The 17,412-nt window shown below is 60.9% G+C and carries 15 protein-coding genes; 4 read left to right on the plus strand and 11 right to left on the minus strand.

Annotation, left to right across the window (positions count from 1 at the left end):
• Positions 1-495: 495 nt before the first annotated feature.
• The 4 genes from HMPREF2978_RS01415 to HMPREF2978_RS13150 all read right to left on the minus strand — a co-directional run bounded on the left by HMPREF2978_RS01415 (position 496) and on the right by HMPREF2978_RS13150 (position 3,091).
• The gene (locus HMPREF2978_RS01415; RefSeq protein ID WP_070743699.1) at positions 496-876 is read right to left on the minus strand and encodes a hypothetical protein; all 381 of its coding nucleotides are present in this window, start codon (positions 874-876) and stop codon (positions 496-498) included.
• An 88-nt stretch (positions 877-964) separates the two neighbouring features.
• Positions 965-1,627, minus strand: coding sequence for a DUF1707 SHOCT-like domain-containing protein (locus tag HMPREF2978_RS01420; protein WP_070743702.1), 663 nt, complete (start codon positions 1,625-1,627; stop codon positions 965-967).
• Positions 1,628-1,703: 76 nt separating this feature from the next.
• Positions 1,704-2,861 carry a non-hydrolyzing UDP-N-acetylglucosamine 2-epimerase gene (wecB, locus tag HMPREF2978_RS01425; RefSeq protein WP_070743705.1) on the minus strand — a complete coding sequence of 386 codons (1,158 nt, stop codon included), beginning with the start codon at positions 2,859-2,861 and terminating at the stop codon, positions 1,704-1,706.
• A gap of 92 nt (positions 2,862-2,953) precedes the next feature.
• Positions 2,954-3,091 (minus strand): hypothetical protein, encoded by a 138-nt coding sequence (locus HMPREF2978_RS13150; protein ID WP_168160907.1) that lies wholly within the window; start codon positions 3,089-3,091, stop codon positions 2,954-2,956.
• 208 nt (positions 3,092-3,299) lie between these two features.
• Here HMPREF2978_RS13150 and HMPREF2978_RS01435 point away from each other — a divergent pair, with 208 nt between their 5' ends.
• Entirely contained in the window at positions 3,300-3,575 is a 276-nt protein-coding gene (locus HMPREF2978_RS01435; protein WP_070446667.1) for a hypothetical protein, read from the plus strand.
• A gap of 8 nt (positions 3,576-3,583) precedes the next feature.
• On the opposite strand, the gene dnaG is transcribed toward HMPREF2978_RS01435, so the two are convergent.
• Positions 3,584-5,512, minus strand: a complete 1,929-nt coding sequence (gene dnaG, locus HMPREF2978_RS01440) for a DNA primase (RefSeq protein WP_070743714.1) — start codon at positions 5,510-5,512, stop codon at positions 3,584-3,586.
• Between the two features lie 156 nt (positions 5,513-5,668).
• Between dnaG and HMPREF2978_RS01445 the strand changes: the two genes are divergently transcribed.
• Both HMPREF2978_RS01445 and HMPREF2978_RS01450 read left to right on the plus strand, forming a co-directional pair.
• Positions 5,669-6,193 (plus strand): guanyl-specific ribonuclease, encoded by a 525-nt coding sequence (locus HMPREF2978_RS01445; protein ID WP_070743717.1) that lies wholly within the window; start codon positions 5,669-5,671, stop codon positions 6,191-6,193.
• Between the two features lie 3 nt (positions 6,194-6,196).
• Positions 6,197-6,430: a barstar family protein gene (locus tag HMPREF2978_RS01450; protein ID WP_070525502.1), complete on the plus strand. Its 234-nt coding sequence runs from the start codon at positions 6,197-6,199 to the stop codon at positions 6,428-6,430.
• A gap of 78 nt (positions 6,431-6,508) precedes the next feature.
• On the opposite strand, the gene HMPREF2978_RS01455 is transcribed toward HMPREF2978_RS01450, so the two are convergent.
• The 3 genes from HMPREF2978_RS01455 to HMPREF2978_RS01465 form a co-directional block, all read right to left on the minus strand.
• Positions 6,509-9,826 (minus strand): LamG-like jellyroll fold domain-containing protein, encoded by a 3,318-nt coding sequence (locus HMPREF2978_RS01455; protein ID WP_070743720.1) that lies wholly within the window; start codon positions 9,824-9,826, stop codon positions 6,509-6,511.
• Positions 9,827-10,072: 246 nt separating this feature from the next.
• Positions 10,073-11,347 carry a deoxyguanosinetriphosphate triphosphohydrolase gene (locus HMPREF2978_RS01460; RefSeq protein ID WP_070743723.1) on the minus strand — a complete coding sequence of 425 codons (1,275 nt, stop codon included), beginning with the start codon at positions 11,345-11,347 and terminating at the stop codon, positions 10,073-10,075.
• Between the two features lie 11 nt (positions 11,348-11,358).
• Positions 11,359-11,943, minus strand: a complete 585-nt coding sequence (locus tag HMPREF2978_RS01465) for a YdcF family protein (protein ID WP_070743726.1) — start codon at positions 11,941-11,943, stop codon at positions 11,359-11,361.
• A 44-nt stretch (positions 11,944-11,987) separates the two neighbouring features.
• Here HMPREF2978_RS01465 and HMPREF2978_RS01470 point away from each other — a divergent pair, with 44 nt between their 5' ends.
• Positions 11,988-14,027 carry a TPM domain-containing protein gene (locus HMPREF2978_RS01470; RefSeq protein ID WP_070743729.1) on the plus strand — a complete coding sequence of 680 codons (2,040 nt, stop codon included), beginning with the start codon at positions 11,988-11,990 and terminating at the stop codon, positions 14,025-14,027.
• An 892-nt stretch (positions 14,028-14,919) separates the two neighbouring features.
• Here the strand turns inward: HMPREF2978_RS01470 and HMPREF2978_RS01475 are convergent.
• Genes HMPREF2978_RS01475 through HMPREF2978_RS01485 form a run of 3 tightly spaced genes read right to left on the minus strand, consistent with a single transcriptional unit; the run spans position 14,920 to position 17,239 of the window.
• Positions 14,920-15,342 carry a hypothetical protein gene (locus HMPREF2978_RS01475; protein ID WP_070743734.1) on the minus strand — a complete coding sequence of 141 codons (423 nt, stop codon included), beginning with the start codon at positions 15,340-15,342 and terminating at the stop codon, positions 14,920-14,922.
• Positions 15,342-15,860, minus strand: a complete 519-nt coding sequence (locus tag HMPREF2978_RS01480) for a hypothetical protein (RefSeq protein WP_070743737.1) — start codon at positions 15,858-15,860, stop codon at positions 15,342-15,344. The genes HMPREF2978_RS01475 and HMPREF2978_RS01480 overlap by 1 nt, the downstream gene beginning before the upstream one ends.
• Positions 15,860-17,239: a glycine--tRNA ligase gene (locus tag HMPREF2978_RS01485; RefSeq protein ID WP_070743739.1), complete on the minus strand. Its 1,380-nt coding sequence runs from the start codon at positions 17,237-17,239 to the stop codon at positions 15,860-15,862. Before HMPREF2978_RS01485 ends, HMPREF2978_RS01480 begins: the two co-directional genes overlap by 1 nt.
• Positions 17,240-17,412 lie beyond the last annotated feature (173 nt).

Raw genomic sequence — 17,412 nt, forward strand, 5'->3', positions numbered from 1 at the left:
CCCCCGACGTGTCCACTTTCCGGGGGTCAGGCCCGTCGCCATAGGAATTGGCCTAACCGCACCAGCTGCGGCTTACCTACCACAGACCTAGTGTTATCCGTTGTTGATTTCACAGATCGGGCCGTTGGAACCGATTCAAAATCAAGATCAAGGAATTATCCCAGGCTGCCCCGAGAATCCGTATCGGTTTATCCACACGAAATGTCCCTTAAGCCCAAACCCCTGAGTACCACTACTCCATCTCGTCGAGACAGACATGCCAACCAAGGGAATAGCTACAACCAAAAGTATCCACGACCTCATCACTCGTCGACTACTCTTATTGAGGATCTAGATACTTAGCAACTGGTCCTTAACCTAAACTGCCCGTTTACCCACCCACTACGCCACTGAAGTTCTCTCGGTGAAAGGCCCATTAATAGTGAAGAAGAAATACCCCTTGAACGTGCAATTACCGGCCCAGCCTTTTGAGCAATTCGAAAGGCCTAAACGCCCCTACTCCATCGATGGCAATTTTGGGCCGCCATTATCACGGCCGCTGTACTCTTTGCCTGCATCAGCTTTTACGGCTGGCTCAAGTTCAATGAGAAAAAAGACTATGAAGCCGCTATCGAGCACTGCGAAAAATATGTCACTCTCCATGCTAAATATCCCGGCGGAGTGTCTTTTCCGGAAGAAATTGAGCTTGGGACAAGTGCCTCCATCACCGACAGCACTCGGGTGTATGTCGGGTTTGGCACTGTCGACTTCCCCAACGGATGGGGCACACCAGTACGCCACTTCTATTCCTGCGATATCACAGTCAAGAACGGAGAAATTGAAGACGAATCTGTTGAGGTACTCAGCCGCTAGTTTGCTCCCAACTTGATGAGCCATTCCTTTGTACGAACACACACGACCGAATTGAGCCTTAAGTTTTTACCCTTGCTTCTTGGCCTCTAGATATCCCGCCTACTAGACCAATTCATCGCTTCACAACGTGCACGTCCACACCACCGAAGAGGCTAAAACAGTTGACGACAACCTCTGGAGCGCTAGCAGGTAGGTCGGCCGGATCAATAGCCCCACGGTCAACCTTGATGTCATGCCCGCCGAAAAGGCCGATGCCGTTAACTCGGACGCGGAAGCCCTCGGGAATCCATACGTCGACACCGCCAAAGATTCCAACCGCTTGAATGGTGGTTACGTGTTCTCGAAGTGCAGCACCGCGCAGGTCTACGTCTGTCCCACCCAAAATACCCATTGTGGTGTGGCGAGAGGCGATGGGAGTACTTCGAACCGTGGTGCCACCGAAAATGCCCAAGGAAAGGCTCTGAGCACCACTCACGGATGGTTCGACTTGAGCTAGTGCGCGGTCAACAGTAGAAGCAAGCTCCCTATCCACAGTGTTCATCGCGTGAGAGCTCTTTAAGGCGACCTCATGGCTACCAAAGAGTACCGATCCTGGATCCTCAAGGAGATCTGAAACGAGGTCGAGCAACTCGCCGCGCGTCGACGCGTCGGCGCATGCAGAAGAACGTTCCTCAAATTCGGCGACGCTGAGTTGGCCGACGGACATCGCGTCAGCTAGGACTTGAGAAGCTGTGGTGCGTTGAGAATTAGTGCATTTTATGTCGCGTGGTTCCATGGCTTCACCTTACGTGGAACCGCATGAATGGGCAGGGCAACTGGAAATAGGTGCCTGCCTCATTCATCTCATTTCGCTATAGCTCAATCCCTGGGTCAAAGTCCGGCAGGCGCTCCCCTACACCGAGGAGCTCGGCAATAGCGGCAACGGCACGTTCAGCCGCCTTGCCATCGCCATAGGGATTTACGGCATTGGCCATAGAGGTGTACGCGGCGTCATCGTCAAGCAACAGCTTGGCTTCCGCCACGATGAGGCTACGGTTGGTACCCACAAGCTTCACAGTGCCAGCAACAACAGCTTCAGGGCGCTCAGTGTTCTGGCGCATGACTAGGACTGGCTTACCCAGTGCTGGTGCTTCCTCCTGGACTCCGCCGGAATCAGTGAGGATGATGGTTGCACGGTCAAGCAGTTTGGTGAACTGATCGTACGGAAGCGGATCCGTGATGAGAACATTGGGCAAAGACTCGACTTCCGGAAGCACAGCTTCACGAACCTTTGGGTTCAGGTGTAGCGGCAGGACAAAGTTGATGTCCGAGTAATCTTCCGCAAGGTCCTTGACCGCGCCGCCGATTTCCTTCATCGCTTCAAGGTTTTCGCGGCGGTGGGTGGTCACCACAACTAGACGCTTGTCGGATTCAGCCACTTCCTGCAGCGCAGGATCCTCAAACGCGGTATCCCAGCTGGCTGCCTCTAGGAGAGCATCAATGACAGTATTGCCTGTAACCGCAATGTCCTTGGAGCGCACGTTCTCACGGCGTAGGTTCTCCATCGAGCCTGCCGTCGGAGCAAGGTGTAGCTCGGCTACTTGACCAATCAGCTTGCGGTTAGCTTCCTCAGGGAACGGAGAGTAAATGTCGCCGGTGCGCAGACCTGCTTCGAGGTGGACGATCTTTACACCGCGGTGGAAGCCGGCAAGTGCTGCAGTCATTGCAGTCGAGGTATCGCCCTGAGAAATAATGACATCAGGCTGCTCCGCATCAATGATTTCGTCGAGCCCCATGAGCGCACGAGAGACAATCTCATTGAGGCCCTGACCGGGCTTCATGAGGTGAAGGTCCAGCTTTGGTTCAATACCAAACATGGTGTTGACCTGCTCCAGCATTTCCTTGTGCTGGCCAGTGGAGACGGCTACGGATTCAAAACGCTCATCCTTCTCCAGCGCCTTGATGACCGGTGCCACCTTGATGGCCTCAGGGCGGGTTCCGTACACGGTCATAATCTTTGGCTTAGACATAGACATCCTTCGTTTTTACCGGGAGAGAATCTCCATAAGAGTCTACAGCGCTTATACGTCGCGCACATGGCCTAGCTTCTGGAAGGTGAGCGCTAGTCCTCGCTCACGGTGACTTCTCGTGGCTCTTCGAGCCCGGCGGTACGGGGCTCAGCTGCCGCCACGCTGGCGGTGAGCAGCGCTGACATCGCTACGGCTGCCGATGCCGCATACGTATGCTTAGAAGTCTTCACAGGTATTAAGTTAACTGAAGCGAATGCATTATGGGAAGAGTTCTCGTCATATCTATTCCCCTCGTCCTGGAGTATCCACTGCCCCACCGCCACCTGCCCAAGACTGCCTAGGCAGGTAGGCTGTTCATGAGAATTGCACGTTTCCTGTACGTTGTACGCAAACGCTGGCTCTTGTGCCGGCTTGAAGTAAGGGGATGACTAGTTTCCAATGATCCAATTTGTTGTGGGTGCTGCCGCCGGATACGTCTTTGGAACCAAGGCTGGGCGAAAGCGCTATCACCAAATTAAGGGCGCCTACGAGAAGGCCGTCAACTCCCCCGCCACAAAGGCCGCGGTGCGCTCCGCGCGCAAGGCTGTGGCCAACCGCCTAGACCCAGAGCCGCGCATGCGCGAGCTTAAGGACTACAACAAGGGGCGCCGCGGCAAGCGGGGCGCCGCGGATGGAGTGCAGCCGGATCGGATTTACGAGCCGGACGAAGATTAAAGCGCTGGTTAACGCACGCCGCGGAAGGCGCGGTCATTGAGCTCGCGGCGGGCCTGCTCGAGGGCGACGAGGTCGGCGAAGAGTGAGTTGTAGGACTCTTCATCGTCGGAGGGGCGCATGCGGCCGAGTTGGGCTTTGAGTTGGGCTACTTGGTCGCCCACGCGGGCTTCCTGGAGGCGGGAGAGCACGGAATCGGCGTAGGCCTCAAGGTCGGTATCGGGGTTGCCGGTCTCCCCTAGCTTAATGGGTTCCACGGCCAGCTCAGAGACGAAGTTGCGGGCCATGAGGTCCGGCATTTCGCCAGCTACGGCGGCCAGCCACTCCACGCCGGGTTGCTCAGCACCGGCGGTCACGCCACCGAGGGTGGAGATAGCGCGGCGGATGGTGCGATAGGCCTCGTTGGAGTAGGCGTCGTCGGTGATTCCGTCGAAGTAGCTGCCGGCGATCTGCGGGTACTGCAGGGCCAGCTTGAGGGCCTCACGTTGCGGCCACAGGTGTGGCTCACGTGGGCCGGGGATGTGCATGACGGGGGCGTTGGTTTGCGCGGGCGCAGAGGAGGTCTCCTCCAGGGAGGCAAAGCGCGGGCGCTGTTCCTTCTTCGGCTTGCGGGCCTCTTGGCGTACTTGGTGGAGTACTTCTTCCGGGTCCGGCCAGCCCACCCAGCCGGCCAGGCGGCGGGCGTACTCGCGCTGCAAAGGTTGATCTCTAATTTGTGCGACTACGGGCACCGCACGGCGCAGGGCTTGGAGGCGGCCTTCGGCAGAGTCGATGCTAAATTCCGAGATGACCGAGCGAATGACGAACTCAAACATGGGGATGCGGTCCGCCACCAAATCGCGCACGGCAGTATCGCCGCGCTCCAGGCGCAGGTCACAGGGATCCATCCCGTCCGGGGCGACGGACACGAAGGACTGGCCGGTGAACTTCTGCTCGCCCTCAAAGGCACGCATAGCGGCCTTCTGGCCGGCCTCATCACCGTCGAAGGTGTAGATGAGCTCGCCGTGGAAATAGGAATCATCCAGCATAAGGCGGCGCAACACCTGTAGATGTTCCGCGCCGAAGGCGGTACCACAGGAGGCCACGGCAGTCTTTACGCCCGCGGCGTACATGGCCATGACATCCGTATAGCCCTCCACCACCACGGCTTGGTGTTGCTCCGCAATGTTGCGCTTAGCCAAATCCAGGCCGAAGAGCACCTTGGACTTGTGATAGAGCATAGTTTCGGGCGTGTTCATGTACTTGCCCAGCTTGTCGTCGTCGAAAAGCTTGCGCGCGCCAAAACCGATGACGTTGCCGGAGAGGTCCTTGATGGGCCACAGCAGACGCCGGTGGAAGCGGTCAATGGGGCCGCGCTTGCCCATCTTGGAAATACCGGCAGCTTCCAGCTCCTCAAAAGAAAAGCCCATGCGCAGCAGATGCTTGGTGGCGGTATCCCAGCCCTCCGGGGCATAGCCGCATTCAAACTCGTAGATGATTTCCTTAGAAAAGCCACGGTCTAGGAGGAACTCGCGTCCGGCGGCGGCCTGCGGGGTTTCTAGCTGCTGGCGGTAGAACTCGTGCGCAGCCTTGTTCGCGGCAATAAGGCGGCGGCGAGTGCCGGGCTTTTCATCGCGCGCACCGGTGGAGCCACCTTGGTAATTAATGTGGTAGCCAATCTTCTGGGCTACGGCCTCAACGGCCTCCGGGAAGGAGACCTGCTCCATCTCCATGAGGAAGCTGAAGACATCTCCGCCCTTGCCGGTGGAGAAGCAGTGATAATAGCCGCGCTGCGGGCGCACGTGGAAAGACGGGGTCTTCTCATCCTTGAACGGGCTCAAGCCCTTCAAAGAGTCATAACCAGCGGGTTTGAGCTGAACGTACTCGCCCACGATTTCATCAATAGGCGCGCGTTCACGGATAGCTTGGATGTCGCTATCCGGAATTCTGCCTCGTGCCATGCGTACAGACTACCCCGCCTATAGGACACACAGGTACCCACGGCTGGGTGGAGCCAGGCCACCTAGTCCCACATCCGCAAACACCCTGCGGTGGGGATTGGGAAAAGGCCTGCTCCGGATTTCTGTTTCAGGCCTTATAGCTGCAATGATGGGGCCATGTCCCAATCCTCCCCCTCCAAAAAGTCGCTGCCGGCCCTCATCGGTGGCGCGGTTCTGGTCCTCGTCGCGGGCTACTTCGGTATTGACCTTGGTAGCTCCGGCGATGGTGCGGACCAGAAGGCAGCGCCGTCTTCTGCTGCTGGTGCGTCTGCAGAATCTGGTGCGTCCGGTGACAGCAATGGGGATGAGGGGGATGCGGCCAAGCAGGGCGAGTCAGGCCTGCCCACCTGCGCCATGGATTCCCTGCCGGAGGAGGCCCACGAGACCGCCGAGGACATCCTGGCCGGCGGGCCCTATGACTATCCGGATAATGACAACGTGCGTTTCGGAAACTATGAGGGCGTGCTGCCGCAGCAGGCAAAGAACTACTACCGCGAATACACCGTGGAAACGCCGGGGATTGGGCACCGCGGGGCCAAACGCATTGTTACCGGTGGCGGCAGTGAGACCGACCCGGATGTCTGGTACTACACCGATGACCACTACGAAAGCTTCTGCAGTATCCCGGACGCGGAGGACTAAGGCATGCAACGCATTCTCATCACTGAACCCATCCGCACGCGCGAGGACTTCTATGGCGCGCTCGGCCGCCTGCGCGGCTGCACCTCCGGCGCGCCGCGCAACCTTGATGCCTTGGCGGACTTCCTCCGCGAGCAACACATCGTGGCGATAATCGCTGCGGATTTCGACATGGTGGAAGAAGACCTGGCCCCCATCAGCATGGTGCTGGAGGACCAGGGTGTTGCGCTGGTGCGCTAGTGAGGTGGTGGCCCGGGGGTTGTGGCCCGGCTGTGGTTATGGCCAGTCGGTGCTGGCCCCAGCCTGGGGCCTTAGGCCTTAGAGGCCGAGGGCGCGCTTGATGGTGTCGCGGACCTCAGGGGCGAGGTAGTTCAGCAGGCCGGCGATGACCGCGGTGGCACCTGCGGCACCGAAGAGGGCGCCGAGGATGGCGGGGAGGACACTGCCCGTACCCCGGCTCGATCCATTGCTCGAGCCGCTATTGCTCGAGCTGCTGGAGCTGTTGTCGCTGTCGCTGCTGCTGTCGCTGGAGCCGTTGTCGGTGTTGTCGCTTTGGTTGCCGGCGGTGACTTCCACGACGCGGGAGGCCAGGGCCTGGTTGCCGGCGGAGTCGGTGACGGTGTAGGTGACGGAGTACACGCCCGGCTTGGCGGTGTCGATGTTGCCCACCACCTTCACCTTGTCGGTGAGGTCACCGTCCTTATCGTCCTTGGCGCTGACACCGTCGAGAAGGTTGGCTTCAGCGCCCTTGGTGATGGTGAGCTTGTCGCTGGGGACGGTGAGCTCAGGTGCTTTGTTATCCTTCTCCTTTTCCTGCTCCTGCGCGGTGAAGACACCGAACTGGCGCACGATGCCGGGCTTGGTGTCTTCCTTAGAAGAGACATCGGCGGAGGTGGCGTACCAGCCATAGGCTTCGCCAGCCTTGACGTCCTTGTAGGTCACGCTGGCGGGCCAACCGGACTTGGCGGTGTCTTTGCCAATTTCCTTGCCGGTATCGGTCAAGGCGAGCATGGAGTTCGTCGCAAAGCTGGTCTTGCGGGTCTGGAATTGGATCGGAATACGGAACTCGTCCTCGTGGCCGTTGTAGCGCTGGCGGTCGTCGTACTCGGTGGCATTGTGGTCGTCGAGAAGCGGCGAATAGGTATCCACGATCATCTCTGAATTCGTCAGATCGAATTGCAGGAGGCGCAGGTAGCTGGAACCAAAGCGCAGGCCGGTGTCGCCGTCATAGTCGCCGATCTCCGTCAGGCCCAGCTCATCGGAACCGACCTCGTAGAACTGGTAGTCCGCGAGAAGCTCCACCACGTGGTTGTTGGTGTGGCCAACGTCCTTGCGCGTGACAATGGATACGCCGTGCTCGTGACCGGCCAGCACAAGCGCCACGTTGGGGTTCTTCTGGATGACGTTCTCATAGACCATCACGCCATCGTGAGAGAAGTCCGAGCCGCGGCCATCCGAGCTCGCGGAAGGCTTGAGGTAGGCGTGGGTCAGCAGAATGGCGTTGCGGTCGGAGTACTGCTTGAGCACCTTATCGGCCCAGGCTGCTTCCTCCTCAGTGACGTCATAGCCCAGGTGCAGGGCGATGAAATCCATGCCATTGGTGGAGAACAGGTCATAGTGGTTGTCGTTATCGCCCTCAGCATAGGGGTGGTAAGAGGCATCCTGCTCAGCCCACTTACCCTTGCCCTGCTGGGCCTCGTAGCGCTCCGGACCGAAGTACTCGTTGTAGAGGTTGCCGGCGCCGACATCAGCGCCGTTTTGGTTATCGTGGTTGCCCGGCAGCACGCCGTTGACCACGCCGGCGTCCTCCAGAATCTTCTGGGCATTGGAAGCTACCTCGAATTCCTTCTTGGCATTGGGGCGGTCATTGTCCTTGCCAATCCAGTTCTCGATGATGTCGCCGGTATGTGCGGAGTAGGCGATCTTGCGCTCGTCGGCGTTATCGGCAATCCACTGGGTGGCTGCGGTGTAGCTTTCTTCCCACTTCTTGCGCTCCTCGGCGGTGGCCTTTTCTACCGCGCCTTCGGAGAGGTACTGGGTATCGGTGTGGTGGGCAATGGCGAAGTCATAGTCGCTGGTGTCGGCGAACTGCTCGTTGACGGGCTCGTTGAGGTCATCGGCAAAGACGTCATAGCCCACCAGCATGGTGTGGATGCTTCCGCCGTCGACGAAGTCCTGGTTGACTTCCGCGCTGAGGCTTACTTCAGCGTCGGCTGCGCCGCGGGTTTCGGCTAGCTTCTCCCAGCTATTGCTCTTGGTGTTCCAGACCATAAGCCGCACCGAGCGCTTGGGGTCCACGGTGCCGAACCAGGCGATGTCGTGGGCCTTCTTCTCCGAGTCCTTGACCTTGAGGTCAAAGCGCTGGAAAGGCATGTCCTCGGTGGAGCTGGTCTCCTGGGCGTCCTCGTTGTCCGGGTTGAGAGCCTTGTCGAAGTCCTCGCCGTCCTCGTACTCAAAGTCCAGGCTTTCCGGGATATCAGTGAAGGTGCCTTGGAAGCCCTTGTCTGCTACCACCACATCGGCTTCGGTGAAGGTGGTCTCCACTTCCCCGCCGCTCGGGTTGTCGGCGCGGGCAGAGATGGTCACGCCCTCACCGCTCGGAGTGGAGTCGGTGCCGGCAGCACCCGGGAGGTTGCCGGAGGTGAAATCGATGGCCTGGGAGATGGGGTTGCCAAAGACATCGCGGCCTTCGGCCTGGATGGAGTGGTTTCCTTCCTTGAGGCCGGCGCCGATTTCCTGCCCGAGCTCGATTTCCTCGCCGTCCAGGGTATAGGTGAGCTCGCGGGAGATGAGGGCGGCGTCGTTGAACTGGACGTCGAAAGTCACCGGGCCCGTCAGATGCTGGCCGGTGCTCGGGGTGGAGCCGGTGATTTCCGCCTTCTTGTCGGTGCTCAGGTTGGAGTCCTCATAGAGGGCGGAAATCTCTTCTTCGCCCAGCGGATCGGAGAAGATGCGCGCCTCGCTCACGACGGCGTCAGAGTAGAACTGGGCGGCGTTATCCCGGCCGGAGTCCGCGCCGATCATCACGGCGGTGGAGTTGGACTTGGGCTTGGTCACCTCACCGTTGATCTCGGTGTTCTCAGCTACCTTGGCGCCGTTGACGTAGAGCTCGCTCTTGGTGCCGTCATAGACGCCGACCGCGTGGTACCACTGGCCCGGTTCCACTTGCTGCTGGGCCTTCTTGTAGCCATCGCTGCCGTTGACGGTGAAGGTCAGCTGGTCGCCGTAGATGACCATGGCCCAGCCGCCAGCTTCCTTATTGGCGCAAAGGCTCTTTTCGTTGCCGTCGAACTCCCCGTCGTAGCGGAAGACGCACTCGACAGTGAAGCCGTCCTTGATCTGGTCAAACTTATCGCCGATATCGAAGCCGACGGCATCCTTGCGGCCATCGAAATGGGCCACGGGGCGCTCGAGCACGCTGTCTTGCTCCACGGTGGGCTCGCCGATCTTCAGCGGCTCGGCATCGGAGGCGGAGTTGCTGATGACCCCGTTCTCAAAGGAGAGATCCAGGATGTCTGCCTGAGGCAGGTCCAGGGCGGAGGCGAGTGCGGGAGAGACGAGGCTGGAGCCAACGAGGCTGATAGAGGCAATGAGCGCGGCTTTATGCAGCTTTTTCTGAGACTTCTTTTGAGACACAAAAATTCCTTGACAGTTAACGCAAATGAAGAGACTTCCGCTGCGGGCAGGCATCAAGGGCGGCCTGGCGGCAGGCGGACCTGCCTGGGGTTAGGTGGCCGGTTTTAAGAAGAGTTGTCAGCTATGTAACGCTCACATGAACGGTGTTCAACTATCGGGTGACAGGCATCTCGTGTTGTGCCGCGCCGTTGCATGGGGCACTGCCCTGCTGGGCTTGGTGTTGTCTGGGTGCTGGCTAGCTGCTGTCTAACTGAGGAAGCCGAAGAGGTCGGCGCTGCGCTGCGCCAGGCGCTCCAGGCGGGATTCCGTCATGGAGGCGATCTGGTCGATGATGGCGCGGTCACGCTCCAGGTCGGTGTCGGCTTGCTTCCACCACAGGGCGAAGGTGGCGTCTAGCGAGCCCGGCGCGCCGGCCACCAGGTAGTCGTAGACGCGGTAGATGCGCTCGCGCTGCCGGTCCTGGCGGGCCAGGTGGGCGGGCTCATCCATGACATAGAGCACGGCGATGGTCTTGAGCAGGGTTACCTCCGCCACCGCACCCGGTGGGACGGCGAGGTCGCCGTGCATGCGACCAAGCGGGCCGTCATTAGCCGCGAGCGTGGCGGAGACGGTAGCACCAACATAGCGGCCGACGAGCTCGGAGGTCATCTTCTTCAAGTTGGCATAAGAGCGCAAGGAGTAATCAAAATTGCCGATGGCATTGATGACATCCAGCTGGCGCAGGCGGTCGGCGGCCTCGAGGAGCTCATCGGCGGTACCGCCGAAGGCCTTGGCGCCCTTGTCCGCGAGGTTAGCCAGCTCCACCAGATCCCAGAGCACGCTCAAAGAGATGCGGCGGGAGATGATGCCGTCTTCGACATCGTGGACCGAATAAGCGATGTCATCCGACCAGTCCATGACCTGGGCTTCCATGGACTTGCGCTGATCTGCGTGGCCTTGGCGCAGCCACTCTAGGACGTCTATGTCTTCGTCGTAGGCGCCGTACTTGCGGTTGGTTGTGCCATCCGGGTTGGTCTTGGTCCAGGGGTATTTGCAGGCCGCATCAAGTGAGGCGCGGGTGAGGTTGAGGCCATAGCTGCGCGGGCCCGCCGGGGTATCCAGGACCACCTTGGGCTCCAGCTTGGCCAGGATGCGCAGGGTCTGGGCGTTGCCCTCGAAGCCGCCGAGGGCCACTTCGTTAAGCGCGTTCTCACCGTTGTGGCCGTAGGGCGGGTGGCCGATGTCGTGCGTCAGACCTGCCATGTCGCACAGGTCCGGGTCCAGCCCTAAGCCAGCGCCGATGCTGCGGGCGATCTGGCTGACCTCCAGGGAGTGCGTAAGCCGGGTGCGCGGGGTATCGCCATCGCGCGGGCCCACCACCTGGGTCTTATCCGCCAGCCGGCGCAGGGCCGCAGAGTGTAGGACCCGGGCGCGGTCCCGGGAGAAGGCGCCGCGGTGTTCCTCGCTTTTGAGCAGGGCCGAGCCTTTGGGGGACTCGGAAGCCAGGCGGGCGACGTCTTCTGCGCGATAGGAATAGCTCACGGGTTTTAAGTTTAGGCGGAGTCCTGGTCTTCCTGGGTCTGCCTCGCGCCAATGACGCGGTGGCGCAGGGCCTGGTTGGGGCGGATAATGCGCTCGATGCGGTAGAAGGCCGCGCGCACGCCTTCGGTGCGCTTCTCCCCCAGCAAGGTGCGCAAGCCCAGGTAAGCTAGGCCGCCGGTCTCGTGGGCCAGGTAACGCCACCACGGAATGGAGAAACGCGGGGAAGGATAATAGGGCGTGCCCAGCACCGTGGCTGCAATCCCCTCTTGGCGGGCGATGAGGAAGGTGCGCAGGCGGTGGAGCGGGTCGGTGATGATGACGGCCTCGCTCACGCCGAGCTCCTCGCGCGCAGCAATCAGCTCGCTGCGGGTGTCGAGGCCTTCTTCGAGGGCGGTGACGGTGAGGGGTGCGTCGTCAAGCAAGGCCCGTGCCACCCCGGCTTCGGTGAACCTATCGCCGGGCAGCTTCCCGCCGACGGTGATGATGGGCAGGTCGTGCGCGGCGGCGTACTCGGCGGCGAAGCGCACGCGGCCGCGAAGGATGCGGGAGGGGCGCCCGTCGTACTGTGCGGCGCCGAGGACAATAACGTACTTCACTGCCTGACCACTTTAGCGCTGTGCGGGAAGGTATCGTGGTGCGCATGACTACTGCTGCTCGTTTTGGTCGCGCCGCCCTTGCTGCTCTTGTGTTGGGGTTGGCCACTGCTAGCCCCGCCCTGGCTGCGGACTTCGTTGTTGCCGCGCCGGAGGCGGCCTCGCTCACGGATAAGGTGACGGATGAGGCGGGGGTGCTCTCGGACTCGGAGAAGGCCGAGTTGGAGGACAAGATTGCCGCGCTGCAGCAGGAGAACCACGTGGTGATTTTCGTGGTCTTTGCCTCAACGCTCCCGGAGGGTGCGGAGAGCTATGCGGATGAGATTGTGAAGGCCAAAGGCCCGAATTCTGCAGCCTATGTGGTGGGCGTGGATGATTCCACCGTGGGCGTGCAGACGGGCAATGACTGGCCGCGCGGGCGCCTGGACGCGATGTATGACGCGGCTTACGCCAAGCTTGCCGACGGGCGCCAGTTCGGCGCTTCCGCACTCGCGCTTGTCGACGCTGCCGCTTCCGGTTCTTCTTCCTCTTCTGGGGCTTCTGCTGCTTCTGATTCCGATGGTTCTGGTGGTTTGTGGCTGGCTGGCGGCGCCGGCGCGCTGGCTTTGGCGGGGGGCGGGATTGTGGTGGCGAGCCGGCGCAAGACCAAGAAGGACTCGGCGGCCACGCTCGAATCCGCGCGCCAGATTGAGCCGGGTAATACCGCACAGCTCGACCGCTTGGATATGGCGACTTTGGAGAAGCTGGCCCAAGAGGAATTGGTCTCCACGGATGAATCGATCCGCCGCGGCAAGGAGGAGCTGGATATTGCGGTGGCTGAGTTCGGCCCTGAGCGCACCCGCCCGTTCACGCGCGCGATGAACCACTCCACGCTGACGTTGCAGAAGGCTTTCCAGTTGCAGCAGAAGTTTCAGGACAACCTGCCGGAATCGACAGCGGAGCGCCGCCAGATGCTGGTGGAGATTATCTCCTCCTGCGGGCAGGCCGATGATGCGCTGGATGAGCAGGCTGCCGACTTTGCCAAGATGCGCGATTTGCTCATCAACGCCGGCTCCAAGCTCGATGAATTGACCCAGCGCACGGTGGACTTGCGCGGGCGCCTGCCGCAGGCGCGCACGACGCTGTCCACTCTCAGCGGCTCTTATTCCGAGGAGGTACTGTCCTCCATTGCGGATAACCCGGAGATGGCGGAGGTCTCACTCACCGAGGCCGAGAAGCTGCTGTCGCGCGGCAGGGACCTGCAGTCCCAGCCGGCCGGGCAGCAGGGTCCTTTGGCGGGCTATATCCGCGATGCCGAGCACGCGCTGGAGGTCTCCGACCGCCTGCTCAACGGTGTGGAGAATGCGGAGAACTCAATCACGGCGGCTCGCGATAACCTGCCGGCGCTCATCGATGAGGTTGAGGAAGAAATTGCTGAAGCACAGCACCTCGAGCAGCGCGGCAAGGCCCAGGGCTCCCCGGCGGATTGGTCCGCGCTGGAGTCACTGCTTGGCCAGGCGCGGGAGGCGCTCAGTGCGGCTCGTCAGCACGGAAAAGCAGACCCGCTGGGCCAGTACACCGCACTGACGGCTCTGGATAGCAAGCTGGATGAGCAGCTCGATACCGTCCGCGAAACCAACGCCACCCGCGAGCGCCAAATCACGCTTTACCGCCAGCAGATTGCTGCGGCCGAGTCCGCTATTCAGGCAGCGGAGGACTTGCTGTCCTCGCGTGGTCGCGTGGTGGGCCCCGATGCGCGCGTCGCGCTTGCCGATGCCACCCGCCTCTTCGCCCAAGCCCAAAACTCCGCTTCCAAGGACCTACGCGCGGCGCTGAACTACTCCCGCGACGCCGCTTCTGCCGCGCAGACTTCGCTTAACCGCGCGAAGGAAGACCTGGAGGCTTACCGCCGTCAAGAGCAGCGCCGCCAGGCCACCGATGCCGCGGGCAACATTTTGACCGGCATGGTTATCGGCCAGATTCTCGGCGGCGGCAGCTCCCGCGGCCACGGTGGCGGCTTCGGCGGAGGCTTCTCCGGTGGTGGCGGCTTCGGCGGCGGTTTCTCGGGCGGCGGCGGTGGAGGTGGCTTCCGCGGCGGCTCCTTCTAGCCGCCCTCTCCCCTTCCCCCTGCCCCGCACCTAGGCCCTCCCAGCCGGCTTCACCCACTTCTCCGTCCTCTCCCCGCACCAGCTCCTCCCAGCCCCTCTTCCCCTTCCCCTCACCTAGGCCTCGAAGCCCGCGGCCCACACCCGGCATCTCATAACCGGGGCGGTCCCGCATGGCATCTCACGAAAGGCAAGCGCCGCATTTCGCAAAAGGCACCTTGCAAAAGGCATCTTCCAGAAGGCGTTTTCACAGATAAAAACGCCTTTTGCGCCCTCTACATGGCGTTTTCAGCCTCAAAGACGCCTTTTGTCAGACGCCATTTGTCAGATGCCTTCTGCTGGATGCCATTTGTGAGATACCGTCTGCCACATTTCCTGTGCACACATCGGGCGACTGAACCCCGGCTCGGTAGCCGGCCAATCAGCTCCTCGGATACGGGGTGGTGCAAACACACGGTAGGCGTGAACCAGTCATGCACATGGTTCTCGGCAAAAGGCTTCTCTCAAAAGGTTTCAGTCAAACGGTTTACCTGGGGGCAAGTAAACCTTCTGCACCGAGCTAGATGGTTCGTTTGGGGGGAAACAAACCTTATGACTGCAACCATCTGACTGGAACCCTCTACCGGCATACCAAGCCGAGCAAGGATGCTAGAAGAGCTCCCCTTTTTAATGAATCACCCAAGTTTCCACGCCAGTTCTGGCTATATCGCGGAAGGTCCCTTTAGTTTGGTGCCTTTATTCTGGTCTCTTTGCCCAGTAAAGGGACCATCTATCAGACGAAAACTTTCGCCACATGGTCCCTTTGCACTCTTAAGGGACCAAACTAGAAGGACCGTCTGTGAGTGAGCGGAAAACTGGGTCAGGCGCGCAAATGGGCAAAAGCGCGGAAGGTGGGTTAGGTGCGAAGGGGGCGGGTGGGGCCGTCGAGAAGCAGGCAACAGTAGCTGGTGAAGACGGCGTCCGGAAGGGGAAGCTCGCCCACCGCGACTTCGAGGCCGCGGCCCCGCGGGGTCGTGCGGGCGACCTCGGCGGTGGTGCCAGACAGAGCGAGAATGCGGCGCTCGCGGCGAAAAGGATTCGTGCGCTCAAGCAAGTACTCGCGGCCCTGACAGAGCGCGCGCAGCTTATTCACCGTAAAGCTGGCCTGCTCCGCGGAAAAGTCGGCCCCGCGCACGGTGAAGCGGCGCGCGCCCGGGGTGTGTTCGAAGGCGATGGTAGTGCCCGTGCCGGGCAGCAGCAGGCCCGTCGGGCTCACGCGGGCGATGACCTCGCCCGCGCCATCCGCCAACGCCCCGTCGCGCCACACCCAACGTTGCATCAGAGAAGCACCGCGATGATGGCAACGATGGTCATGAGCAGCAGCGTCGCGATAATCGGGACCGCGGTCTTCTGCGTCCGAGCCTCCAAAATGACGCGCGTAAACCAGCTCAGCGCAGCAATTTCCGAATGACTGAGATCATCGGAATCATCGCTGTCTTCGCCCTCAAACTCGAGAATGGCCCTGCGCACGCCAGAATTCTTGGAGGAGAACTGGGCGATTTTCAGCCCCTCGTGGTCCTCCACAATCCAGTCCCCGCCGGCCTCGTTGATGAAGGCAAAGGTGCGCCCATCCAGCGAGGCCTCCAAACGCTTATCGCGCTTGGGGTTGCCCGCCAGGCGGTAGACGCGGTCATCTTCCAAGGTCACCGACGCGCCCAGATCATCGAGGCCCAAGCGCCAGTGCTCGCCTTCCACATCTGCCGAGCGTTCCTGGAACATGCCCAACGACGCCGGCCCCTCCCCCACGAGGAGGACCGGATTCTGGCGGTCACTGCGGTCCCAGCTGGTGTAGTGCATTAGCAGCCGATCAGTCGGGCGGCCAGGTAAGCCTCAAGCTCATCGAGCTTGACGCGCTCCTGTTCCATGGAGTCACGCTCACGCACGGTGACCGCGTTATCTTCCAGGGTGTCGAAGTCATAGGTCACGCAGAAAGGCGTGCCGATCTCATCCTGGCGGCGGTAGCGGCGGCCGATGGCACCAGAGACATCGAACTCCACGTTCCAGTTGGCGCGCAGCTTGTTGGCCAGCTCGCGGGCCGGGGTGGACAGTTCTTCCTTCTTGGACAGCGGCAGCACGGCCACCTTGACCGGAGCCAGACGGCGGTCCAGACGCAGCACCACGCGCTTATCGGTACCGCCCTTGGCGTTCGGGGCCTCCTCCTCGTCATAAGCATCGATGAGGAAGGCCATCATGGCGCGGCCCAGGCCGGCAGCCGGCTCGATGACGTACGGGGTCCAGCGCTCGCCAGCCTCCTGGTCAAAGTAGGACAGGTCCTCGCCCGAGCCCTTGGTATGCACGGAAAGGTCGTAGTCCGTACGGTTGGCCACGCCTTCCAGCTCGCCCCACTTGGAGCCTTTGAAGTTGTAGGCGTATTCCACGTCCACGGTGCGCTTGGAGTAGTGGGAAAGCTTCTCCTGCGGGTGCTCGTAGAGGCGCAGGTTCTCCTTCTTGATACCGAGGTCGATGTACCAGTTGAAGCGGTCATCGATCCAGTACTGGTGCCACTCTTCGTCCTCACCCGGTTTGACGAAGAACTCCATCTCCATCTGCTCGAACTCGCGGGTGCGGAAGATGAAGTTACCCGGGGTGATCTCGTTACGGAAGGACTTACCAATGTTGGCGATGCCGAACGGCGGCTTCATACGCGCCGAGGTCATCACGTTCTTGAAGTTCACGAAGATGCCCTGCGCGGTCTCCGGGCGCAGGTAGTGCAGACCCTGCTCATCATCGACCGGACCCAGGAAGGTCTTGAGCAGGCCGGAGAAAGCCTTCGGCTCGGTCCAGTCACCCGGCTGGCCGGTCTCCGGATCATTAATATCCGCAAGGCCGTTGGCCGGCTCATGGCCGTGCTTTTCCTCGTAGGCCTCAATCAGGTGGTCGGCGCGGTAGCGCTTACCGGTGTGCTTGGACTCCACCAGCGGGTCGGTGAAGACCTCAACGTGGCCGGAGGAGACCCACACCTGGCGCGGCTGGATCACAGAAGTATCGACACCCACGACATCATCGCGGGACTGCACCATGTGGCGCCACCACTGGCGCTTGATGTTCTCTTTGAGCTCGACGCCAAGCGGGCCATAGTCCCACGCAGAGCGGGAACCGCCATAAATCTCACCTGCCTGGTAGACCAAGCCGCGGCGCTTACACAGGCTGACGACGGTATCAATGACGGATGCCATAGCTAATGGGACTCCTCTGGTAGGGGACAGTCTTTATACAGTGCGGCCTAGTCTAGCGTGCCCCTTAGCACCGCGTGCCTTCACCCCAGAAGTGTGGTGCATTTTATACACATTTCCGCATTCTTCAGCTATAGTGCCGATAGCTCTCTTTTTAACTCTCCACCGATAGAAAT

It is taken from the genome of Corynebacterium sp. HMSC074C01, assembly GCF_001814605.1.
Lineage (GTDB): Bacteria > Actinomycetota > Actinomycetes > Mycobacteriales > Mycobacteriaceae > Corynebacterium.